We start from the raw sequence: 21,722 nt of genomic DNA, 5'->3' as shown, positions 1-21,722 counted from the left end.
ACATGATAACGCTAACCCCCCGACTAAAACGTAATCTGGTTCCGTGGCTGTTCCTGGCTCCGGCACTGGTCATCTTCACCTGGTTTAAATTCATTCCGATGCTGCAAGGGCTAGTGATGAGTTTTTACAAGGTTAACTTTAACCAGCCAAATGAGTGGGTCGGGTTTGACAACTTCTCCCGCGCGATGGGTGATGAAGCGCTGCACTCTGCGGTGTTCAACACCCTGTTATATGTGGTGGTCACCATGGTGGTGGCCGCTTTTATCGCCTTCTTTTTAGCCATGTTATTGGAAGGCCCGGCACGGCATCTGCGCTTTATCCGCACCGCTATTTTCCTGCCAGCGGTAACCAGTGCGGCTATCGTCGCCGAAATGTGGCGAATTCTGTTTAACCCGACCAGTAATGGTGTGGTGAACCATGTTCTGTCATGGTTCAGCATTGAAGCGCAGGGGTTTTTGGCAGATACCGATCAGGCGCTGTGGACTGTAATGATGCTGCATATCTGGAAAGCAGTGCCTTACAACATGGTTATCTTTATTGCCGGGCTGGTAGGCATTAGCCGTGATTTGTACGACGCCTCGAATGTGGATGGTGCCAACTGGTGGAATCGCCTACGTTACGTCACCTTACCGGGCATGATCCCAGCACTTTCAGTGGTACTGATGCTGTCGTTTATCCGTGGTTTTCGGGTGTTTGCCGAAGTGTATGCCACCACTGGCGGTGGTCCATCGAATGCAACGGAAATGATAATGACCCATATCTACAAGCTGGGCTTTGAGCAGTTTGATTATGGTTATGCCTCTGCGGTGTCCTTCCTGCTATTCGCGTTCACTGTGATATTGACGATTTGTCACCTCACATTGAAAAAGCGCATCGCCCGTTACTAACCCGAGCCGGAGACTGGTCATGAAAACTAAAAGTTGGAACAGTATCGGCCGCTGGATAATTTATGGTCTGTTACTGATTGTATTTGTTGGCCCGTACTGGGGCATTATTGCTACCGCATTCAGCGGTGCGCCAGTTAAACCCGGTGAGCTGTTGGCATGGCCAAATCAGTTCTCGTGGGACAACTTTATTTTTGCCTGGATGGATATCGGCGTCTGGCAATATCTGCTGAACTCGATCATCGTGGTGTTCTTTGGCACGGTTCTACAGGTGTCAGTCAGTGCACTGGCGGCTTATGCGTTGGCGCGTAAAAAGTTTGTCGGAGTCTCTCTGACCAGCTTGATCATCCTGTCGACCATGATGCTGCCGGAAGAGGTGATCGCTATTCCGCTCTATATGATCATTAACTGGCAACTGCCAATTATCGATTCCTCGTTGTACAACAGCTATTTGGGCATGATCCTACCGGTGGTTGGCTGGGCCTTCTCAATCTTTGTTTTGACTGAGTTTATGGCTGCTATCCCAAAAGAGTTGGAAGAGGCGGCACGCATTGATGGTGCCAGCGAATGGCAAATTTTCTTCCATGTGATCCTGCCACTGGTTAAACCGGCTTTGGGCACGGTAGTTACCTTCGGATTTATCATGATTTGGGATCAATATCTGTTGCCGCTGATTGTCGTGAATCAGGACAGTTTGAATACCATTCCGGTGATCCTCGGCACGTTACGTACCGACGAGAGCATCACACCAAATATCTTTATTGCCATCACCCTATTGGCGATGCTGCCGAGCATCATCGTGTATCTGGGTCTGCAAAAACATTTCAATCGCGGGATCATGTCTGGCGCGGTTAAAGGTTAGGGAGAAACAAAATGGGATCGGTTGTACTTAAAAATGTCTGTAAATCTTACGGTGACACCCATGTGATCCGCGATGTATCGCTGGAAATCCCTGACGGTGAGTTCTGCGTATTAGTTGGCCCGAGTGGCTGCGGAAAATCCACCTTACTGCGTATGATTGCCGGGCTGGAAGAGATTTCCGGCGGCACGGTAGGCATTAATGATAAAGACGTCACCGACGTTGAACCTAAGATGCGCGATATCGCTATGGTGTTCCAAAGCTATGCTCTCTATCCACAGATGACGGTGCGCGAGAACATGGGTTTTGCACTGAAAATGGCCAAAATGTCCAAGGCGGAGATCAATAACAAAGTCGAAACCACGGCAGAGTTATTGGGTTTACAGGCCCTTTTGGAGCGGTTGCCGAAAGATTTGTCCGGTGGTCAGCGTCAGCGCGTCGCCATGGGGCGGGCTATCGTGCGTAACCCACAGGTATTCTTGTTTGATGAGCCATTATCGAATCTGGACGCCAAATTGCGTACTCAGGTGCGTGGTGAGATCCGCGAATTGCATCAGCGGCTGAAAACCACCTCTGTTTATGTCACCCATGATCAAATAGAAGCGATGACGATGGGGCAAATGATCGTGGTACTGCGCGAAGGGCGCATCGAGCAGGTCGGATCGCCATTGGACTTGTATGATCGTCCGGCTAACTTGTTCGTCGCGGGGTTTATTGGATCACCTGAAATCAATCAATTGAAAGGCTCCGTGGTGCAACAGGGTGATAAATTCCTGCTACAACTGGAAGATGGCTCATTGCTGACATTGCCTGTTGGCTTGCAGTTGAGCGACGGGCAGCGCGTGGTGTACGCCATTCGGCCAGAGCAGGTCAACGTGGTAGATGCGACACACAGTGCCAGTGCACTGAAAGCGACCATTACTGCGATTGAGAATACCGGCTCGGATATGCAGCTATTTTGTAGCACTGGCGGTGGCCGCTTTACCTCGGTTTTCAAACAGCGTTTGGCGGTGAATGCAGGGGAGACGGTCTATCTGCAACCTAAGCTTGCCGGTATCCACATTTTTGATGCTGCCACCGGTTTACGGGTTGCTTGTCAGGCTACATAAGGAAGCAAATACCCATGACGCCAATGAAAACGTCTATGACGCCAATAAAATTGTATACGCTGGATCTAGATTGCCTGATCAAGGCGAAAGTGGTATTACAGCAACCTTTTTCACCATTACAACCGGCATTACGCCGGTTATTAAGTGAAGCCGATATATTGCGTGATCAGCCACCGGAAAGTGTGACTGATAAAAAGTTATTGCCGGTCAGTGGTGATATTCACGACTATTACAGCTTTGGTACTTATTGGTGGCCAAATCCGCGCAAGCCTAATGGTTTACCCTATGTGCGCCGCGATGGGCATACCAACCCGCAGAGTCAGAATGACGATACTGATACTCAACGTATCGTACGAATGTGTGATCGCTGCCTGACACTGGGGCTGGCCTACTATTTTACCGGGAATAGCCGTTATGCACAGGTGGCCGCCGAGCAGATACGTTGCTGGTTTTTAGATGCTAAAACTCGTATGAATCCGCATCTTAATTACGGGCAGGCCATTCCTGGTATCGTTTCTGGCCGTGGTACCGGCCTGATTGATACCCGCCTGATGTGGATGGTGATTGATACTCTCGGCTTGATATCACCAGCCAAGCTGCTCGATACCGAGGATACTGCGGTGTTACAGCAATGGTTCCGTGATTTTAACCATTGGATGTTCCACAGCGAAGTGGGCCATTCAGAGTATGTCTGGCACAACAACCACGGCACCTGGTATGACGTACAGCGCGCGGCCAATGCGATGTTTTATGGCGATCGCGGGCTGGTTTCCACCATTATCCAGCAAGGTATCACCCAACGGTTGGCGGCGCAGATTGCCCAAGATGGTAAACAGTGGATGGAGCTGGAACGCACCGTGCCGTTCCATTACTCGTTGTTCAATTTGGAAGCCCATCTACTGCTATGTCGCTACGGTGAACATGTTGAAATTGATCGCTGGGAGTGGATACAGGATGGCCGCAATGTTCAGCAGGGGATTGACTATCTGCTACCGTTTATTGCTGAACCGGAGCTGTGGCCCTACCGCGATTTGCGTGGCATCGACTATGACAGTGCATTGCGGTTGTTATTACAGGCCGCCCGGGGTTACCCGATGGACGCCAAACGCTATCATGCGGTGCTTGCCACCTTCCCGGTGGAAACCCTGACATCCCGTGATCGTCTGTTGTGGCAGAATTAATTGGGTCAAAGTTAATAGAGGCAAAGTTGATGTACACTCAGGGCTATTTCTAAGCCAGAGGGCGTTGTGAATAATGAGTGACGTGAATAACCCTGAGGATCTGCTTGGTATTAACCGCTTTCTGCGCCAGCAACATGTACTGACGCTGTGTGCGGGCAGTGGTATCGATATGTGGTGTGCCAACTGTTTTTACGTATTTGATGAAACGCAGATGGCGCTATTTATCATGACAGAAAAGCACACCCGACATGGTGAACTGATGCAGATAAACCCACAGGTTGTCGGCACCATCGCCACCCAGCCGCGCACAGTAGCCTTGATTAAAGGTATTCAATACCGCGCAGAGATAAGCGAATTAACGGGGGATGCGGAACACCGCGCCCGCCAGCGCTACTGCCGCCGCTTTCCGGTGGCTAAAGTGGTATCCGCTCCACTCTGGCAGCTCAATCTGCTGGAAATCAAGATGACTAATAATACCCTTGGTTTTGGCAAAAAACTGTATTGGCAGCAAGATTCTTCACTATAAATTTCCTGTTTTAATGATAACTGCTATTTTTCGATTCTATGTAATAGTGTCTCTGGTATGTATTATTCATAACAATTGATTTCAATAATTGTCTCCGCACTTTTTCGCGGCATTAGCATCAATACCAGAAGGCAGGAGGTCAGATGGCGAAGGTATTATTACTGGGCGCAAGTGGCCTGGTGGGGGGCGAATTACTGCGCCTGTTACGTTTGGATGCCAGAGTGACATCCATCATTGCACCTAGCCGTAAACCCTTGCCAGCCATGAATAAACTGATTAATCCGCAGGGTGAAAATATCGGCGAGTTGCTGAAAACCTTGGATCAACCGGTGGAGTTGGTTTTTTGCTGTTTGGGGACCACCCGTAAGCAAGCTGGCAGCCAGGCGGCATTTCGTTTGGTGGATTATCGGTTGGTATTGGCCGCTGGTGAAACCGGCTTGCGGCTGGGCGCACGGCATTTTCTATTGGTAAGCGCGATGGGGGCTAATGCCAACTCATGGGTGTTTTATAACCGCACCAAAGGTGAGGCCGAGCGTGACTTACAGGCTCAGGGCTGGCCACAACTTACTTTTGCCCGGCCCTCAATGCTGGCAGGTCAGCGCGACAAGCCCCGCTTGATGGAGAGCCTAAGTGCACCTCTGTTTGCCTTATTGCCGGATAAGTGGCGCTTGATTAAAGGCAAAGATGTCGCACAGGCGATGCTGGATCAGGCTTTTGCGCCGCCGAAAGAGGGCGTGACAATCTTAACCTCCGCTCAGATGCAGCAGCGTTGATCATAATAGGGTAATCGTCTGATTATCATGGGCGATTGCCACCTCTGCCGGTAATGGGTGGTCAAGCAACCATCGATCAAGTTGGTGGCTGGCATGGGTCAGCAACGTCTGTTGTGGCATTAGCAAATCCTTAATGGCTAACGCGATGGTTACATCATTGTGATTGCGTGGCGGCGGCGTCTGCGGCGGGTGGCTGCAATCCAGCACCAGCAGATCGATATTTTTGCTGGTCAGAAATAGCGCACTATCAGCGGGTAGCCCGACGGTATCGGTTAAATAGGCGATGGTCCGGCTGGGGCTTTGCAATAAATAGCCGAAGGTTATTTTGGAATGGGTTAGCGGCACCGGTGTGACCCGTAAGTCACCAAAATGGATGGTCTGGAATGCGGCCATCGGCGGCTGAAAATGCAGAATTCCAGGATGTTTGAACAGATCGTCACAGCCGTCTGGATCCGGCGGTCCGTAGATCGGGATCGAATTTCCGCATCCCCAACGTAACGGAAATAACCCCTGAACATGATCCATGTGGTAATGTGTAAGCAAAAAACGCTGAATTTCCCCCGTAGTAAACTGCTGATCCAGTGTCGGCAATCCGGCATCAATCAAGGTGGTTTCCCCCTGATATCGCAGCATGGCACTGCAAGGTTTACGGCCCAATGCGGGCTGCACTCTGGCTTTAGCACAAATCACGCAGTCACAACCAAATACCGGCACCTGCTGGGCGCAACCGGTGCCTAACAGTGTCAGTTCCATTTTTTATCCCCCATTTCTTTACTGGTTAGGGGAGCTAGCAGTAATTGTTGTAACTGCCCCAGTGTGTGGTGCAGCTCACCATCATTAGACAGTTGCAAACAGTTAACCGGTAGCTGTTGCTGATAGTGTTGCGCCCGTTGTAATCGTGCATTGATCTGTTCACTGTTCTCTCGGCCACGTTGTTGCAATCGTTGCGCTAAAATAGCCGGAGAAACCGTCAGACAGAGCGGCAAAAGTTGGTCGGAATAGCGCTGTTGTGCCTCTGGCAGATAAGCTCTGGAGCCATTAACCACCACATCTAACCCGTGTTGTAGCCAGATATCAATCTCAATACCTATGCCATAGTGATACTGATGCGCTTGCCAGTACAGCGCGAATAATCCTTGGGCCGCCCGCAGTAAAAACTCCTGTTCACTTAGCGCAACATGGTTTTCCGCCCCGGCATTGGCCTGGCGGGTGATATAACGATGTGCCACGATAATATTTGCCGGATTGGCTGCCCGCAGCGCCGACAGCAGACAATCTTTTCCGGCCCCTGATGCCCCCATCAGATAGATTAAGCGCCCCATCAGAACACCTGTATTCCCTGACGCCAGACGTTTTGCACGTAAACATGTTTACTTTGCGCACTGTCATGAGCGCGTGCCAGTATCAAATCAGCCCGTTTACCTTCGGCAATAACACCACGATCCTGTAGTCCCAAGGCGTTGGCAGGATTACGTGTTACCAAATTAACCGCTTGCGGTAAGGTGAAGCTATTGGTTGCATCGTGTGCGATACGAAAGGCCGCATCCAGCAAGCTGGCTGGGTAATAGTCAGACGATAAAATATCCAGTACTCCAATAGCGGCCAGTTGGTGTGCTGCAACATTGCCTGAATGGGAGCCGCCACGGACGATATTTGGCGCGCCCATCAATACTTGTAAACCATGCTGATGTGACGCTCTGGCCGCCACCTCCGTGGTGGGAAATTCAGCAATCACACTGCCCAGTGCTTGTGATTGTGCCACATGTTCCGCCGTGGCATCATCGTGACTGGCGAGGGCAATGCCCCGCTGAGAGCAGTGATCGGCGATCGCTGTTCGATTCGGCGCTGACCAGCGCGCTGACAGGGTGATTTGCTCTTCCTCAAACTCTGCCATTTGTTGATCATTAAGATGGTATTTGCCCTGATAATACTCACGATATTTTGCCCGGGAGGCGAATTGACGCTGGCCTGGTGAGTGATCCATCAGCGATACCAATGACAGTTCAGGCTGCATCATCAGTTCTTCAAACAGCGGTAGAGTACTTTCATGAGGTAATTCACAACGTAAATGAATCCGGTGTTCTGCCCGGTTCAGTCCCGCCCGCTGACTATCCACCACCGCATTAATCATTTTTTGCAGATTATCCAGACGATGCCCGCCATCGCGCACATCGCCAATCGCCACTGCGTCCAACACGGTGGTGATCCCACTGGCAACCATCAGCGCATCATGGCTGCTCATCGCCGAATGAGCTGGCCAATCAACGTTGGGGCGTGGGGTAAAAAACTTGTCCAGATTATCGGTATGCAGCTCGATCAATCCCGGCAACAGCCAGCCATGGTGTCCATCTATGGCGGCAGAGAGTTGGGTTGGGCGATCACTGTAATTGTGGATAAGCCCATTTTTGATTTCGAGCGATCCGTTGACCACCTGATCTTCAAGAATAAGGTTGATGTTATTGAGGATCATGCGGGTATCTCCGGATTGGCATCGGCGGGAAAGGGCGTCATGACCAGTAAGCGATCACTGACATGGTTACGTACGGCCTCATCGTGGAAAATTCCAATGATGGCGGCCCCTCGCTGTTTAGCTTCATCAATCAGGCTAACGACTGCCGCGCTATTGGTGCTGTCGAGCGATGCCGTTGGCTCATCAAGCAGCAATATGGGGTAATCTTTGATAAAACCACGGGCGATATTGACCCGCTGCTGCTCGCCGCCGGAAAAGGTCGAGGGGGCCAGATCCCATAAGCGTGGTGGAACATTGAGGCGAGTCAGGAGATCCTGCGCGCGCTGTTGGCATATATGGCGTTCAACGCCAAGCTCCAGTAGCGGTTGCATCACCACATTTAATGCACTGATCCGTGGGATCACCCGCAAAAATTGGCTGACCCAACCCACGGTATGACGGCGTACCTCCATAATTTGTCGCGCTGGTGCTGCCACAATGTCGAGCCATTCCCCCTGATGCTTGACCCAGATATGCCCGCTGTCTGGCAGATAGTTGGCATATAAAGAGCGTAGCAGAGTAGATTTACCGCTGCCGGAATGGCCGTGTAATACCACACATTCACCGCTACTCACTTCCAGTGAGGTTTGATGCAATACCGGTAAGCGAATACCATGCTGGTGGTGTAGTACGAAGGTTTTACTGAGATTTTCAACTCTCAGTTGTGGGTGATTGATAGGCCGTTGCTGGTGATTCATAGTGAGCTCTCGTTAATCTATTCACGGGTTAACAGACAAAACAGTCAGTTTTGCAGCACCGATGAAACCAATAGTTGGGTGTAGGGATGATGGGGATCGTCTAGTACTCGATCGGTCAGGCCGCTTTCGATAACCTGACCCTCCTTCATCACCAGCAACCGGTGTGCCAATAGCCGGGCCACACCGAGATCATGAGTGACAATCACCACTGCCAGTTGCATTTCCACCACCAGATTGCGCAGTAAATCCAGTAGTCGCGCTTGTACTGATACATCCAGGCCACCCGTCGGTTCGTCCATAAATACCAGCTTGGGGTGGGTCACCAGATTGCGGGCAATTTGCAGACGTTGTTGCATGCCGCCGGAGAAGGTAGTGGGTAAGTCATCCAAGCGTGATAGTGGGATCTCGACATCCTCCAGCCAGCGCCCTGCTTGTTGGCGGATGTCGCCGTAATGGCGCTGGCCAATAGCCATTAGACGCTCGCCGATATTGCCACCGGCGGAAACCTGTGGGCGCAAACCATCCAGTGGATGCTGATGGACCACCCCCCATTCGGTGCGCAGTAAACAGCGGCGCTGACTTTCAGCCATCTGATATAAATCAACTGGTTGCTGGGCACCAGAGTGGTAAATAACCTGCCCATGCTGTGGCGGCAACCGGGCAGAAATCGATTTTAATAAGGTGGTTTTGCCAGAGCCGGATTCACCGACAATTCCCAATACTTCACCGGGATAGAGCTGGAAAGAGACGTTGCTAAACCCCTTACCTGGCGCATACAAGTGTGTGAGATTCTCCACTGATAGCAGTGGGTGAGCGGCTGCGGATGATGAAATAACCTGTTCGGAAATCATTGAATATTTACCTCTTGTGCCGCCAGTTGCTGCTGGCAAAAATCAGTATCAGAACAGACAAACATTCGGCTGCCCTGATCGTCCATCACCACTTCATCAAGATAGCTGTGGCGCGAGCCGCACAAGGCACAGGGTTCATCCCATTGCTGCACGGTAAATGGGTGATCGTCGAAATCCAGACTTTCCACCTTGGTAAAGGGAGGCAGGGCATATAACCGCTTCTCGCGACCGGCCCCGAACAGTTGCAGCGCGGGCATCATGTGCATTTTGGGGTTATCAAATTTTGGGATCGGTGAAGGGTCCATCACGTAGCGATCGTTCACTTTGACCGGATAGGCGTAGGTGGTGGCGATATGGCCGTAGCGGGCGATATCTTCATACAGTTTTACCTGCATCACGCCGTATTCTTCCAGCGCATGCATTTTGCGCGTTTCGGTTTCGCGTGGTTCGATAAAGCGCAGTGGCTCTGGGATCGGCACCTGATAGATAAGGATCTGATCTTCGCTCAGTGGTGTTTCAGGAATGCGATGCCGGGTTTGGATCAAGCTGGCATCGACAGTGCTTTCGGTGGTCGTCACCCCGCTGACGCGCTGAAAAAAACGGCGGATAGAGACAGCATTGGTGGTGTCATCTGCCCCTTGGTCGATCACTTTTAATACATCTTTGCGGCCAATCAGGCTGGCGGTCAATTGAATGCCACCGGTGCCCCAACCATAAGGCATCGGCATTTCCCGCCCGCCGAACGGCACTTGATAACCGGGGATCGCCACTGCTTTTAGCAGCGCGCGGCGTAAAGTCCGTTTGGTTTGCTCATCCAGGTATCCCAGATTATAACCGGTGAGAACCTCAGTCATGGCGTGGTTCCTGTTCTTGAGAGGATGGCTGTTGCGAGGCGAGTAAGTGCTCACGACGCAGGCGTTTTAGCAATTCCAGTTCCGCTTGAAAATCTACGTAATGCGGCAGTTTAAGATGAGAAACAAACCCCGCGGCTTCGACATTATCGGCATGGGAGAGCACGAATTCTTCATCCTGCGCCGGGCTGGTGACCTTTTCGTCATATTCGCGGCTTTGTAAGGCTCTATCCATCAGCGCCATCGACATCGCTTTGCGCTCACCACGGCCAAACACCAGACCATAACCACGTGTAAAGTGCGGTGGTTCTGATTCCGGGCTGACGAAGCCATTTACCATCTCGCATTCGCTCAGCAAAATTTCGCCGATATCAATAGCAAATCCCAGTTCTTCCGGTTGAATTGAAACGGTCAGATGACCGGTGCGGATCTCGGCGGCAAAGGGATGGGTGCGGCCATAACCACGTTGCGTGGAATAGCTCAGCGCCAGCAGAAAGCCTTCGTCACCACGGACCAATTGTTGCAGCCTGGCCGAGCGATTGCAGGGGTAAACAGGAGGATTTCGGGTGATATCTTCCGGCTGAGTACCGTCATCTTGCTCTGTCAGTGCTAGCTGCTCTTGAGCCAATAAATCAAACACATGGGCACAATTATTGCGTAATAAGTCATCGGATAATGTTTCGCCATCGTTGCGCGCTTGCGGTGCATCGCCTGCGGCCAGCAGGGTAAAATCCAGCAGCCGGTGGGTGTAATCATAGGTTGGACCGAGCACTTGCCCGCCAGGCAAGTCTTTGTAAATGGCTGAAATACGACGCTCTAGCCGCATATGCTCGCTTGCTAGCGGTTGACTGACAGCCAAACGGGGTAAGGTTGTGCGGTAAGCGCGTAGTAGGAAAATGGCTTCCACCAAGTCACCACTGGCTTGTTTAATTGCCAGTGCGGCCAGCTCGCGATCATAGATGCCCCCTTCGGTCATCACCCGATCAACCGCCAGACCGAGTTGTTGTTCAATTTGCTCGCAATCGACTGCCGGGATCTGGCTGTCGCCACGCCGTTGCTGTTCCAGCAATTGATGGGCTGCTGCAATCGCTTTTTCGCCCCCTTTGACTGCAACGTACATCAGCACACCTCCACATGGGTGGTTCGTGGGATTGCCATCAGGTTCTCGCCACAGGTAAACAGAAAATCGATGCCAGCCGGAAATGCAGCAGGGCGGTTAAGCAGATAATTCAAGACGGTGGCGGGCAGGTGTGGTGCAACAGTGCGGCTGTGTTCAATACCTGGCCCGCGTAACCGTAATGGCATGCCGTGGTGTAGGCTGTCGGTCTGAATCACCACCGTAGTGGATTGTTCCGGTGACAGTTCATTACCTGCCGGGCAGGTGGCGAGTTGCTCTGCTGTTATCTCATTATTAAATAATGAAAAAGAGGATTTATCACCGCATGTCGTTAGGGGCGCACCGGTATGAAAACGCACATTGTGTTGCACGCGGTCACTATTAAGTGCTGCGTCGAGATAGAGTGGCGTCTCTTGGTCGGCCAGCGTGAGCAAAACACTGGTGGTTGCTGGGTTCAGTGGTTGCCAGCCGGTAGCATGGGGCAGTGTTACCAGCACGCCAGGTTCACTCAACGCTTTGAGAATACGACGAAAAGTGTGCTGCGCATCATCCACCGGATGCTCAAAATGAGTTAATAAGTTCATCAGTCCTCTCCCCGCACCAAGGTGAAGAAATCAACCTTACTGGCGGTGATAGCATCAGCGCGTAATTGCCGCCGTTCTTGTTGTATTGCGGCCAGTGGGTTAATCACGGTTTTCAGCAATAATTCATTCAACCCGGCGGGTTTACCCTTGACGGTGGAGAGTTGTAACAAGGCATCCAGCACGGCGCACAGCTCGGCATGAGGCTTATTACGCCCGGCAATGTAGCTGTAACCATAAATATCCGTGCTGTCGTTAAGCTTGATAACGGCACGCGTTATGGTCATATCACCAAGGATAAAACGGCGACCAGTAGCCCCCATCCGGGCCTGTAATTGGTTTAAACCTATCTCTGGGGCGCGGATCACCTGATATTCCGGTGATAAATTCAAGGCTTGCCAGTGAGCGAGCAACTCTGCTGGCTGGCAGTGGGCTAACACCGACATCCAGTTTTGCCGAGTGGTATGGCGAGTTTCCATTCAGTGCTCCATCGTCAATTCAATCATGTCGGCCCGCGTCAGGCTGACGGAGTATTCCGCCACCTGCTGGCTATCAACACAGATATTTAAGGTTCGCACACAGAGCAGCGGCGCATGAGTCGCAATCTCGAGTAAGCGGCTCTCTTTTGCCTGCGCACGACGTGCGCTGATGCGGGTTTGGCTACGACTCAGTGGTTGTTGTAAATGCTGGGTGATGAATTGATGCAATGAACCGGAGTTGAATTGTTGTAAAGCAGGCCACCAGCGCAGGTCTGGCAGGTAGTGATCGATAACACAGACTGGTACGCCATTAACCCGCCGCAGAGTACGTAAATGGATCACGGTGGTGCCTTCTGCCAGTGAGAGCGCTTTGGCTACATGCTCTATACACGGGCGCAAGACTGCGAGTAAGCGCTCACTGGTGGGGTCACTACCTTGATCCAGCAAGTTCTGGCTAAAGCGAGCATTAGCATGCAGTGGATAGTCATACGGGCGCATTAATACCAGCGTGCCGATGCCCTGGCGGCGTTGTAGCCAGCCACGTTCAACCAGTTCATCCACTGCCCGACGCAAGGTATGGCGATTAACTTGATAGCGATCAGCCAGTTGTTGTTCAGAAGGCAGGTAATCGCCACAACGATAGGCACCACGCAATTCCTGTTCTAATTGGGCCGCAATTTGTTGATAGCGGGTGGGGTAGCTGGTCGGTGGTCTAGATAAGTGCATGGTAGATATACCCTCTCAGTGCTATCCCCCTCATGGCCGTTTCTAGCCGCAGCGAAGCAACAGAAGTAGCAAAACGGACGAGCAGATGGCGGATAGTCATAGTGATAACCGGTAAGTGATCTCACCGCTATGCTGGCTGTTTTTGATGACAGTAGGGTTAAGCTGAGATGGCGGAACGATGAAGTTTTTGCGTTTATCGGTGCGGGTTTTATTGAGAAAATAGAGATTTTTATAAGAAAAAGTTTTATCGCATTATCAAAATGATACATATCCAGCCGATAAATTTTCATTTAAAACAAAAAATAAACATTACCTTAACTTGAGTGAAACATAAGTGTCTCTTATAGTTATTTCACGCCGCTGTGGCGTTCTCTCTGGGGGGTTATGCTATGAGCCCTAATAATATCAGCCGTCTGAGCACAATCAGTTTGGTAATATTGCTTGCCAGCTCACTTGCGGCATGTAGTGGAAGTGGTGGTGGTTCTCACAATACTGCGAAGAATAATGCGGGTCAGGCCGCCGGTGGAACTGGTTCTGGTAGTGATGGCAGTGGCGGCGATGGTAATGGTGGCACTGGCTCTGGTGGCGGCTCTGGCGGCGGAACGGGCGGAGGAACAGATAACGGTGGTGGGACAACCGCGAATAATTCCGCGGTCGGGAATGTGGTTAGTGGTGTCGGTACCGCCGTAGATGGTGTCGGCAATACGGTCAGTGATGTTGTCAGCCAAACACCTGTCGGCAGCTTGCCAATCGTCGGTGGTGGTTTGGTCACCGTGGTTGACAGTGCAGGTAATGCAGTCAGTGAGGTTGGGACCGGATTACAGAATGGCGTCGGCCAATTAGGAAATAATCCTAATGCTTTAGGCACGACAGCCGCCAGTGTACCGAAAGCAGTCGCTGATGTCGGTACTGGTGTTTCAGGATTGGGAGGCACGGTCTCAGGTATCGCTGCTAATACACCATTGGGCGGTGTTACTAGTACGGCAGGTGGGCTGGTGGATAAGACCGGTGGTGCGGTAACGTCCATTGGTAATGGGCTGGCGCAAGACCTGCAAACCGGTACCACCAGTAAGTTGACGACCGCAGCGACCGGCATAGTGACGCCGGTGGTGGGTCAGGTACAAGACATTACGCAAACCGTAGGTGGAACCACGGGGATTGGCGCACCGGTTAATAACTTATTGACCGCGGTCGGCGGCACCGTTGCGGCGACGGGGACACAAGTGGGTACGAGTGTGCCAACCTTAGCGGGAGTGGGCCAGGTATTACAAGGCACCGGGCAGGCAGTTGAGAAGGCCGGTGGTCTGGTCACTCCTCCTGCGTCAACTGGCGGTTCGAATGGCTTATTGGCGGGCGTTACCACGACCTTGACTCCCAGCACCGGTGGCAGTAATAGCGGGTTGCTGGCAGGTGTGACTAACACCGTTGGTGGCATTACCGGTGGGTTGACTGCGGGCGTCTCCGCTAACGCAAATGCCAGTGCGGGGGGAGGCTTGGGCGGAATATTAAAACCAAAAACCAATTAAAAATATAATGAGATTTGCTCTCCCTTACTCTCTGGGGAGAGCCTCGCTGTCTGACGATAATAAAAATAGGCTATTAAAATTATAATTTAATGTGCGCATAAGGAAATATTCTATGAATAATAGAGTGTGGCTGTTATTGTTATTTGGCACTGGTGGTATATGGCAATATAGTGCATGGGCCAATACGGTTCCCATGTTGATTGATCAGAATAACCCGTCCAGAATATCACGTGACATTGCTAAACCCCAAACCACACGAACAGTGCCACCTGCTATTTCAGTGTCTGCTCCCAACGCTAAGTTAACACTTGAAACCTTAATTGATGTGCAGCATATTCAATTTATTGGCGGTACGCGTTATGATCTTAAGTTACTTCGTGAACCGTTCAACGGTTATATTGGTAAAAAAGTACCGTTAAAGAATTTATTGGTGGCAACTCAATCTATTACTACATTATATCAGCAAGACGGTTATATTCTCTCTTATGCTTATTTACCCTCAGATAACTTTATTAATGGCACGGTAAAAATAGGCTTGGTTGAGGGTTACATTGCCAATACGCGGATTCAAAGTGAAAATGTTGCGATAGGCCGCTGGCTAACCAAGCTATCACAGCGCATCATGGCAGAGAAGCCACTGACGCAGGACACCTTTGAACGCTACAATATTTTGATGAGCCGGACCCCGGATACCAAAATCATTGCCACGGCTAAAAACCCGGATAATATTTATGGCGCGACACTACTGGACGTTAAAGCCGAACATCCACGTAACTGGAATGTTAGTACTGCGCTGGATAGTCGCAAAGGAGTATACAGTGGTGTACTTAATGCAACCTTAAGTGGATTTACACCCTATGCCGAACAATTTGGTGTGGCAACGTTATTACCGCTCGACAGTAAAAATCGCGACCAATATCTTGGTTTAAACTATCAACAATATCTAGGGAGCAATGGATTATTACTACAAACCCGTGGCAGCTATTATAAGCAGGTTCCCAAAGACTATACCGATGTACTGACATTGTATCCGCAAGATATTACCTTATCAACACGTTCCGAGCAGACGCAATATACCGGTGGTGTGGTATTGAGTTATCCATTGCAATTAACGCGCAAGCGGCAATGGACCCTGAGTGGTGGCGTAGATTATCTAGAGAAAAGTTACAATTTAAAAACTCGCGCCCGATTTAATACTGTTAATAATTATTTGCTGGATTTAGAAGAGCAGAATCAGCGAATGCGTTATCCGGCGGCTGAATTAGCACTGGCGGGTTATCAGGAATATACCCAATCTTATTGGAGCACCCGCGCCAGTGTGCGCAAAGGGATCAATGGTGCTCTGGCATCCAGTTCGGTACCGTGGGGCGACTTGGGCTTTACCCGCTGGAAACTCACCGGTGACGGGGCATATCTGATGGACGAGAAATGGCGCTTGAGTGCCTCGGCAGAAGGGGATTGGTCGGACAATGATTTACCCGAGGCCGAGCATGTCACTTTTGGCGGACTGCGCTTCGGCCGTGGTTATCCAGACAGTGACGCAACCGGGGATTATGGTTATGGCGGGCAGGTAGAAATGCGCTATCTGCATAACCGGGAACAGGGCAACTGGTTGAAGACGGTCCAACCTTATGTGGTTTTGGATACAGCCCACACGTGGTACAACTCTGCCATTTTCCCCGCGAAGAAGCTGGCTTCATATGCCGTTGGGGTGACCTTTGGTGACAACAAACACTATTCACTGTCATTGGAAGGGGCGAGGCCGATTGGCGACCTCCCCAGTGATAGCACACGCCGTGATTGGCGGTTTAATGCTACTTTGACCTATAATTTTGCCAATTAACGCAGGTGATGGATAACCTGATTACCGCTGCCACGCCAGATAAGCGAGGGATCTTTTAGATCTTGCACGAATTTGCCGTCAACCAACACGTTGATCAGATCAACCACTTGCTGTTGTTCGTCGGTCAGTTCAGCCAGGGTGTAGCCCGTCCAGACCCAAATATCTTTGCTATCGCACTCATTACGCACTCGCTTAACCAGTTGCAGTATCGCAGACAGGTTTTGCGGGTGCAGCGGATCACCGCCGGAGAGGGATAACCCTTGCCGATAGATGCGGGCGTCATTGAGATCAGCCACTATCTGATCCTCTAGTTCACGAGTAAATGGCTTACCCGAATTCAGTCGCCAGGTACTTTTGTTATAACAACCCACACACTCGTGCATGCAGCCAGAGACGAACAGCGTGCAGCGGGTGCCGGGGCCGTTGATGACATCGACCGGGTAGTATTGATGGTAATTTATAATCAGTGCCTCCCTTTGTACTTGGCGCTGCGGGGGTGTTGGCTGAGTTCGCAAACCCGAATCACTTGACTACTATGTAAGTTCATCGGGATGAGTTCGCTTGCCGGCTACCTGCAACTCCAATTACTTTGGGTAATATCGTATTAAGCGGTTAGCCCAGTTGTCCATTCGCCAGATGTTTCACGCGCCGCTTCACTTCTTCTTGCTTACCGGCATTGAATGGTCGTGCATCCGGGCTCCCCAGATAGCCACATACTCTGCGGGTTACCGAGACTTTCGATGGCTCATGATTGCCACATTTCGGGCAGGTAAAACCTTTACTGGTACAAGAGAATTCACCGGTGAAGCCACATTCGTAGCACTCATCAATTGGCGTGTTAGTACCGTAATAAGGCACCCGACTGTAGCTGTAGTCCCAGACATCTTCCAACGCTCTGAGGTTGTGCTGCAAGTTAGGGTATTCGCCGTAACAAATGAAGCCACCGTTCGCCAATGGTGGGTAAGGTGCTTCGAAGTCCAGTTTGTCGTATGGGTTAACTTTCTTCTCAACATCCAGATGGAAGCTGTTGGTGTAATAGCCTTTGTCGGTGACGCCGTCCACCACACCAAATTCAGCGGTATCAAGGCGGCAGAAACGGTCACACAGGTTTTCACTTGGTGTGCTGTACAAGCTGAAGGCGTAGCCGGTTTCATCTTTCCAGGTGTCTGTTGCTTGTCTCATCCGTTCGACGATAGCCACGCCCTTTTCACGCAATTTTTCGTCATCAAAGACATGGGTCTGATGGCCAAACAGCGCATTAACCGTTTCATGGATACCGATAAAGCCCAGCGAGATGGATGCACGGCCATTTTTAAAGATCTCAGAAACGTTGTCGTCGGCTTGTAAGCGCACGCCGCAAGCCCCTTCCATATACAGAATCGGAGCCACACGGGCTTTAATCCCTTCCAGACGGGCAATACGGGTCATCAGGGCTTTCTTGGCTAACAGCAGGCGTTCATCCAGTAATTGCCAGAACTGGGCTTCATCGCCTTTGGCTTCCAGCGCAATACGTGGCAGGTTGAGACTGATAACCCCGAGGTTATTACGGCCATCGTGGATCTGTTTACCCTCTTCTTCATACACTCCGAGGAAGCTGCGGCAACCCATTGGTGTTTTAAAGGAACCGGTTACTTTTACTACTTGGTCGTAATTTAGAATGTCCGGGTACATGCGTTTAGTCGCACACTCCAGCGCCAGCTGTTTGATATCGTAATTGGCATCGCCAAACTTGTGATTAAGACCGTCACGGATAGCAAACACCAGTTTCGGGAATACCGCGGTTTTGCGATTTTTGCCCAAACCGGCAATACGGTTACGCAGAATGGCCTGCTGGATCATGCGCGATTGCCAACTGGTGCCTAAGCCAAAACCGAAAGTGACAAAGGGGGTCTGACCATTGGCGGTGTGGAGGGTGTTAACTTCATATTCCAGCGACTGGAAGGCGTCGTAACACTCTTTCTCGGTGCGCGACATGGCATAACCGGCGGCATCAGGAATTTGCCACTCTTGAGCCACAGATTTATGTTTGTTAAAACTTTCAGTGACAAACGGGGCCAGAATTTCATCGATACGGTTAATGGTTGTACCACCATAGATATGGCTGGCAACCTGCGCGATAATCTGTGCGGTCACTGCGGTGGCGGTAGAAATGGATTTCGGTGGTTCAATTTCCGCATTACCCATTTTAAAGCCTTGGGTTAGCATGCCATCGAGATCAATCAACATACAGTTGAACATTGGGAAGAAGGGCGCGTAATCCAAATCGTGATAGTGGATTTCACCACGTTCATGCGCTAACACCACATCCCGTGGCAAGATATGCTGTTTGGCATAGTGTTTCGCCACAATACCGGCCAGCAGATCGCGCTGGGTGGGGATCACTTTACTGTCTTTATTGGCATTTTCGTTAAGTAGCGCTTTGTTACTTTGCTCAACCAATCCACGGATTTCCTGATTCAGGCGACCACGCAGCTCCCGCGAGATATCCCGGTCATGGCGATATTCAATATAGGCGCGGGCTAACTGCTTGTATTGACCGGCCATCAGTTGGTTTTCTACCGCAGTTTGGATGTCGCGGATATCAACTTTAGGCTGGTTTTCCATCGTCTGAGCGACCACACGGGCAACAGTTGCACAATAATCTGCGTCCACAACGTCAACAGCCAAGGCTGCGCGCTCGACGGCTTCCTTGATCCGCACCTCATCAAAAGGTACCTGACAACCGTCCCGTTTAATCACTACTGTTTTCACAATGCCTGCTCCTGTAGCCGGTAATAATTATCTACAAGAAATCTTATCCACAAGGCAAGCCGCAGCGGGTAAGGGCTGCGAGGGAGGTGTGGATGGTTTTGTGGATAACTACTACATATAGATGTTTGAATTCCTACAACCACTATATATGGGTAATGGCAGAAGTGACAGTCAACTAATTTGACTTAGAACAAGGAAATCGACGTTAGGTCTATTCCCTGCTCAGTGCGTCACAAAAACGATATTTTTATGTGACTTATTGTGCGGATAAAGCGTGATGTGGGCCGAAATGTTTTAACAGGAAATCAACCCAAACACGGACTCTGGGTGGTAAATCGGCAGAAGCATAATAAAGCCATACTGGGGTCGGGGCGGGCCAGTAACTCACCAATACCGGCATAAGGCTGCCATCGGCAAAGTGTGGCGCTGCATGCCACTGTGCCACATAGGTGATCCCCATATCCGCTAATGCGGCATGTAGCAGCATATCCGGCTGGGAAGAGATCAAACGACCTGATAACTCTAAGGATTGAACCTCATTATTCTGCTGCAATTGCCATTTTACTCTCCGGCCATTTGATGGATTACGGTGTATTAAACACTGATGTTGATAGAGATCCTGTGGGTTGGCGGGTGAACCATTGCGGGCCAGATAAGCAGGGGATGCCGCCAGCAGCATTTGCATTGGGTAAAACTGACGAGCAATCAAGCGGCTATCGGGATCGATGCGAGTGCCGATGCCGACATCAAATCCTTCTCCGACCAAATTCACCACTCTGGCCTCCAGTGAAAGATCCAAATCAATCTGCGGATAACGCGCCATAAATTTTGGAATAAGTGGCATCAACAGTTGGCGGCCAAAGCCGGGAATGACACTGACCCGCACCGTACCACTGGGTTGTTGCTCATCATTACGTACCGTATCCAGAGTGTTGGAAAGTGCCTGCCACAGTGGTGCCACTCGTGCCAATAATGTTTTGCCTTCATCCGTTAGCACCACGCTGTGGGTATTGCGCTGAAACAGACGTAGCGCCAGTTTTTCTTCCAGTACACGAATATTCTTGCTGACCGCAGCAGGTGTGATACCTAGCTGCCTGGCTGCGGTGGAGAAGTTATCACTCTGAGCTGCGGTGAGAAAAGCGGGCAGTAAACGATGAATATCCAGAGGCAGCGACATAGTGGTTGATACCTTTAGTTGAAATTAATGTGACTGATAGCAGCCTACACCGACCAGCCGGAAAATGAAAAAATAGGTTTATCAAACTGGTTGGAGAAGTGCTATGCCCGCTATTTTAGTCTTAACATCCCATCGTCACCCGGATGAGTCTCGTATTAACCGTCGGTTGATAGAGGCCATCCGCCCATTAGCGAATGTCACGGTGCATGAATTGATGCGTGAATACCCTGATTTTCAGATAGATGTGGCGCGGGAACAGGAGTTGTTGAAGTCACATGATGTGATTGTGATGATGTTTCCGTTTTACTGGTACAGCTCACCGGCTATTTTAAGTGAATGGCAGGATGCGGTATTAACCCATGGTTTTGCCTACGGCAGTGGTGGCAATAAGCTACAGGGTAAGCCGTTGCAGTTGGTGGTCTCCACTGGAGGGAAGGCTCAGGATTATACGCCACAGGGATATAACCGTTATCCGGCGTTAGATCTGTTATTGCCCTTCCATGCCATGGCGAACCTAACCGGAATGGATTATTTACCACCGTTTTTGGTGCAGGGGGCAAATGAGATGGAGGAGGAGACGTTGGATGGCTATGTTCAGGGTGTGGTGGGGTTGATGAAGGGGTTTTAGTCACTAGTCCTGGTGGTAAGTGATCCGGTTCATTATTTTGGTTGATTTGGTGATTTGGTGCTCGGATTTGGTTGTTAGAGTAGATCGGATCATTATTTCGGTTGATAATCGTTCAGTGCTCAATTCATTTCCGCCACCCCAACCGAGTTAAGGCCCATAAGCGTGGGCCTTAACAATCCGCGCTTGCGCACGTATCGCTGGCCTGCTGCGCAGGTACCCTCAATCATCGTTCCGGCTAACGGACGGCTTTATTCGCGTCCCTGCTCATGACGCCTCAACCCGCCGTCCTTGGCGGGTTGCCTTGCCTACTCTCTTCACTCGGCGGCTCAAATGTGCTTTTAAACATCAAAACCTAAAGAAAAGGTTTTGATTTTGACGTTGGGCGCAATCAGGAATATTGCCGACAAAGATTGCAGGCCGAATGAGCCGCATGGACGCGGCGAAAGGGGCTGTCGAGCTGGGAGCGAGTCGGCCCCGGTTCGATTAGCCTGCAAGCGGCCGGAGGGCATGGCGAAGCCACAATATTTCGCGCAAGCGCGGGATTCCACAAGGGGGCGCGCCCGCCCCCTTTGGCGGTTGAGGCGACTAAGGTTAGGTTAGCCGTAAAGTTATAACAACCGAATCCGAGCACCGAATCGACCGAAACAGTGATC

22 protein-coding genes are annotated in these 21,722 nt (G+C 50.8%); 9 read left to right on the top strand and 13 right to left on the bottom strand.

Annotated features, from left to right (window positions below; genetic code table 11):
* Positions 1–2: 2 nt before the first annotated feature.
* The 6 genes from V1953_RS18655 (at position 3) to V1953_RS18630 (ending at position 5,332) form a co-directional block, all read left to right on the top strand.
* Positions 3–887, top strand: coding sequence for a carbohydrate ABC transporter permease (locus V1953_RS18655; RefSeq protein ID WP_083160872.1), 885 nt, complete (start codon positions 3–5; stop codon positions 885–887).
* A 19-nt stretch (positions 888–906) separates the two neighbouring features.
* A complete protein-coding gene (locus V1953_RS18650) occupies positions 907–1,746 on the top strand; it encodes a carbohydrate ABC transporter permease (protein WP_083160870.1) in 840 nt (279 codons plus the stop codon).
* Between the two features lie 11 nt (positions 1,747–1,757).
* A complete protein-coding gene (locus V1953_RS18645) occupies positions 1,758–2,852 on the top strand; it encodes an ABC transporter ATP-binding protein (RefSeq protein ID WP_050312219.1) in 1,095 nt (364 codons plus the stop codon).
* Between the two features lie 14 nt (positions 2,853–2,866).
* A complete protein-coding gene (locus tag V1953_RS18640; protein WP_442851199.1) occupies positions 2,867–4,033 on the top strand; it encodes an alginate lyase family protein in 1,167 nt (388 codons plus the stop codon).
* A 73-nt stretch (positions 4,034–4,106) separates the two neighbouring features.
* Positions 4,107–4,559 (top strand): YhbP family protein, encoded by a 453-nt coding sequence (locus tag V1953_RS18635; protein ID WP_193784741.1) that lies wholly within the window; start codon positions 4,107–4,109, stop codon positions 4,557–4,559.
* 143 nt (positions 4,560–4,702) lie between these two features.
* Complete coding sequence (locus tag V1953_RS18630; RefSeq protein WP_083160866.1) at positions 4,703–5,332, top strand: hypothetical protein; 630 nt, start codon at positions 4,703–4,705, stop codon at positions 5,330–5,332.
* On the opposite strand, the gene phnP is transcribed toward V1953_RS18630, so the two are convergent.
* From phnP to phnF, 10 genes are all read right to left on the bottom strand, one after another.
* Positions 5,333–6,085 carry a phosphonate metabolism protein PhnP gene (phnP, locus tag V1953_RS18625; RefSeq protein WP_442851198.1) on the bottom strand — a complete coding sequence of 251 codons (753 nt, stop codon included), beginning with the start codon at positions 6,083–6,085 and terminating at the stop codon, positions 5,333–5,335.
* Entirely contained in the window at positions 6,076–6,654 is a 579-nt protein-coding gene (phnN, locus tag V1953_RS18620; RefSeq protein ID WP_442851197.1) for a ribose 1,5-bisphosphokinase, read from the bottom strand. The genes phnP and phnN overlap by 10 nt, the downstream gene beginning before the upstream one ends.
* On the bottom strand, positions 6,654–7,802 hold the full coding sequence (gene phnM, locus V1953_RS18615) for an alpha-D-ribose 1-methylphosphonate 5-triphosphate diphosphatase (RefSeq protein WP_442851196.1): 1,149 nt from the start codon (positions 7,800–7,802) through the stop codon (positions 6,654–6,656). Before phnM ends, phnN begins: the two co-directional genes overlap by 1 nt.
* Entirely contained in the window at positions 7,799–8,518 is a 720-nt protein-coding gene (gene phnL, locus V1953_RS18610; protein ID WP_102970569.1) for a phosphonate C-P lyase system protein PhnL, read from the bottom strand. The genes phnM and phnL overlap by 4 nt, the downstream gene beginning before the upstream one ends.
* Before the next feature lie 65 nt (positions 8,519–8,583).
* Positions 8,584–9,390: a phosphonate C-P lyase system protein PhnK gene (phnK, locus tag V1953_RS18605; RefSeq protein WP_372568587.1), complete on the bottom strand. Its 807-nt coding sequence runs from the start codon at positions 9,388–9,390 to the stop codon at positions 8,584–8,586.
* Positions 9,387–10,244: an alpha-D-ribose 1-methylphosphonate 5-phosphate C-P-lyase PhnJ gene (locus V1953_RS18600; protein ID WP_083160858.1), complete on the bottom strand. Its 858-nt coding sequence runs from the start codon at positions 10,242–10,244 to the stop codon at positions 9,387–9,389. The genes phnK and V1953_RS18600 overlap by 4 nt, the downstream gene beginning before the upstream one ends.
* Entirely contained in the window at positions 10,237–11,361 is a 1,125-nt protein-coding gene (locus V1953_RS18595) for a carbon-phosphorus lyase complex subunit PhnI (protein ID WP_442851195.1), read from the bottom strand. The genes V1953_RS18600 and V1953_RS18595 overlap by 8 nt, the downstream gene beginning before the upstream one ends.
* Positions 11,361–11,942, bottom strand: a complete 582-nt coding sequence (gene phnH / locus V1953_RS18590; protein ID WP_442851194.1) for a phosphonate C-P lyase system protein PhnH — start codon at positions 11,940–11,942, stop codon at positions 11,361–11,363. The genes V1953_RS18595 and phnH overlap by 1 nt, the downstream gene beginning before the upstream one ends.
* Positions 11,942–12,418 carry a phosphonate C-P lyase system protein PhnG gene (gene phnG / locus V1953_RS18585; RefSeq protein ID WP_442851193.1) on the bottom strand — a complete coding sequence of 159 codons (477 nt, stop codon included), beginning with the start codon at positions 12,416–12,418 and terminating at the stop codon, positions 11,942–11,944. Before phnG ends, phnH begins: the two co-directional genes overlap by 1 nt.
* A complete protein-coding gene (phnF, locus tag V1953_RS18580; protein WP_083160850.1) occupies positions 12,419–13,144 on the bottom strand; it encodes a phosphonate metabolism transcriptional regulator PhnF in 726 nt (241 codons plus the stop codon).
* Positions 13,145–13,533: 389 nt separating this feature from the next.
* Between phnF and V1953_RS18575 the strand changes: the two genes are divergently transcribed.
* Positions 13,534–14,670: a collagen-like triple helix repeat-containing protein gene (locus tag V1953_RS18575; RefSeq protein WP_083160848.1), complete on the top strand. Its 1,137-nt coding sequence runs from the start codon at positions 13,534–13,536 to the stop codon at positions 14,668–14,670.
* Positions 14,671–14,782: 112 nt separating this feature from the next.
* The gene (locus V1953_RS18570) at positions 14,783–16,513 is read left to right on the top strand and encodes a ShlB/FhaC/HecB family hemolysin secretion/activation protein (protein WP_442821304.1); all 1,731 of its coding nucleotides are present in this window, start codon (positions 14,783–14,785) and stop codon (positions 16,511–16,513) included.
* Here the strand turns inward: V1953_RS18570 and nrdG are convergent.
* The 3 genes from nrdG to V1953_RS18555 all read right to left on the bottom strand — a co-directional run bounded on the left by nrdG (position 16,510) and on the right by V1953_RS18555 (position 20,441).
* Positions 16,510–16,974, bottom strand: a complete 465-nt coding sequence (gene nrdG / locus V1953_RS18565) for an anaerobic ribonucleoside-triphosphate reductase-activating protein (protein ID WP_442851341.1) — start codon at positions 16,972–16,974, stop codon at positions 16,510–16,512. The two genes, V1953_RS18570 and nrdG, sit on opposite strands and share 4 nt — an antisense overlap.
* A 151-nt stretch (positions 16,975–17,125) precedes the next feature.
* The gene (gene nrdD, locus V1953_RS18560) at positions 17,126–19,264 is read right to left on the bottom strand and encodes an anaerobic ribonucleoside-triphosphate reductase (protein ID WP_372568591.1); all 2,139 of its coding nucleotides are present in this window, start codon (positions 19,262–19,264) and stop codon (positions 17,126–17,128) included.
* A gap of 256 nt (positions 19,265–19,520) precedes the next feature.
* Positions 19,521–20,441, bottom strand: coding sequence for a LysR family transcriptional regulator (locus tag V1953_RS18555; RefSeq protein WP_083160842.1), 921 nt, complete (start codon positions 20,439–20,441; stop codon positions 19,521–19,523).
* Positions 20,442–20,544: 103 nt separating this feature from the next.
* Here V1953_RS18555 and V1953_RS18550 point away from each other — a divergent pair, with 103 nt between their 5' ends.
* Positions 20,545–21,069 carry an NAD(P)H-dependent oxidoreductase gene (locus tag V1953_RS18550; protein ID WP_372557866.1) on the top strand — a complete coding sequence of 175 codons (525 nt, stop codon included), beginning with the start codon at positions 20,545–20,547 and terminating at the stop codon, positions 21,067–21,069.
* Positions 21,070–21,722: the final 653 nt, after the last annotated feature.

The organism is Yersinia sp. 2541 StPb PI, from assembly GCF_052217145.1.
Taxonomy (GTDB): domain Bacteria; phylum Pseudomonadota; class Gammaproteobacteria; order Enterobacterales; family Enterobacteriaceae; genus Yersinia; species Yersinia enterocolitica_E.
Note: the sequence above shows the minus strand (reverse complement) of the source record. Positions and strands in the feature narration are given on the sequence as shown.

Excerpts from the sequence above, each read along its gene's own strand:
- V1953_RS18655 (WP_083160872.1), top strand. The coding sequence starts at position 3 with ATGATAACGCTAACCCCCCGACTAAAACGTAATCTGGTTCCGTGGCTG.
- V1953_RS18650 (WP_083160870.1), top strand. The coding sequence starts at position 907 with ATGAAAACTAAAAGTTGGAACAGTATCGGCCGCTGGATAATTTATGGT.
- V1953_RS18645 (WP_050312219.1), top strand. The coding sequence starts at position 1,758 with ATGGGATCGGTTGTACTTAAAAATGTCTGTAAATCTTACGGTGACACC.
- V1953_RS18640 (WP_442851199.1), top strand. The coding sequence starts at position 2,867 with ATGACGCCAATGAAAACGTCTATGACGCCAATAAAATTGTATACGCTG.
- V1953_RS18635 (WP_193784741.1), top strand. The coding sequence starts at position 4,107 with ATGAGTGACGTGAATAACCCTGAGGATCTGCTTGGTATTAACCGCTTT.
- V1953_RS18630 (WP_083160866.1), top strand. The coding sequence starts at position 4,703 with ATGGCGAAGGTATTATTACTGGGCGCAAGTGGCCTGGTGGGGGGCGAA.
- phnP (WP_442851198.1), bottom strand. The coding sequence starts at position 6,085 with ATGGAACTGACACTGTTAGGCACCGGTTGCGCCCAGCAGGTGCCGGTA.
- phnN (WP_442851197.1), bottom strand. The coding sequence starts at position 6,654 with ATGGGGCGCTTAATCTATCTGATGGGGGCATCAGGGGCCGGAAAAGAT.
- phnM (WP_442851196.1), bottom strand. The coding sequence starts at position 7,802 with ATGATCCTCAATAACATCAACCTTATTCTTGAAGATCAGGTGGTCAAC.
- phnK (WP_372568587.1), bottom strand. The coding sequence starts at position 9,390 with ATGATTTCCGAACAGGTTATTTCATCATCCGCAGCCGCTCACCCACTG.
- V1953_RS18600 (WP_083160858.1), bottom strand. The coding sequence starts at position 10,244 with ATGACTGAGGTTCTCACCGGTTATAATCTGGGATACCTGGATGAGCAA.
- V1953_RS18595 (WP_442851195.1), bottom strand. The coding sequence starts at position 11,361 with ATGTACGTTGCAGTCAAAGGGGGCGAAAAAGCGATTGCAGCAGCCCAT.
- phnH (WP_442851194.1), bottom strand. The coding sequence starts at position 11,942 with ATGAACTTATTAACTCATTTTGAGCATCCGGTGGATGATGCGCAGCAC.
- phnG (WP_442851193.1), bottom strand. The coding sequence starts at position 12,418 with ATGGAAACTCGCCATACCACTCGGCAAAACTGGATGTCGGTGTTAGCC.
- phnF (WP_083160850.1), bottom strand. The coding sequence starts at position 13,144 with ATGCACTTATCTAGACCACCGACCAGCTACCCCACCCGCTATCAACAA.
- V1953_RS18575 (WP_083160848.1), top strand. The coding sequence starts at position 13,534 with ATGAGCCCTAATAATATCAGCCGTCTGAGCACAATCAGTTTGGTAATA.
- V1953_RS18570 (WP_442821304.1), top strand. The coding sequence starts at position 14,783 with ATGAATAATAGAGTGTGGCTGTTATTGTTATTTGGCACTGGTGGTATA.
- V1953_RS18555 (WP_083160842.1), bottom strand. The coding sequence starts at position 20,441 with ATGTCGCTGCCTCTGGATATTCATCGTTTACTGCCCGCTTTTCTCACC.
- V1953_RS18550 (WP_372557866.1), top strand. The coding sequence starts at position 20,545 with ATGCCCGCTATTTTAGTCTTAACATCCCATCGTCACCCGGATGAGTCT.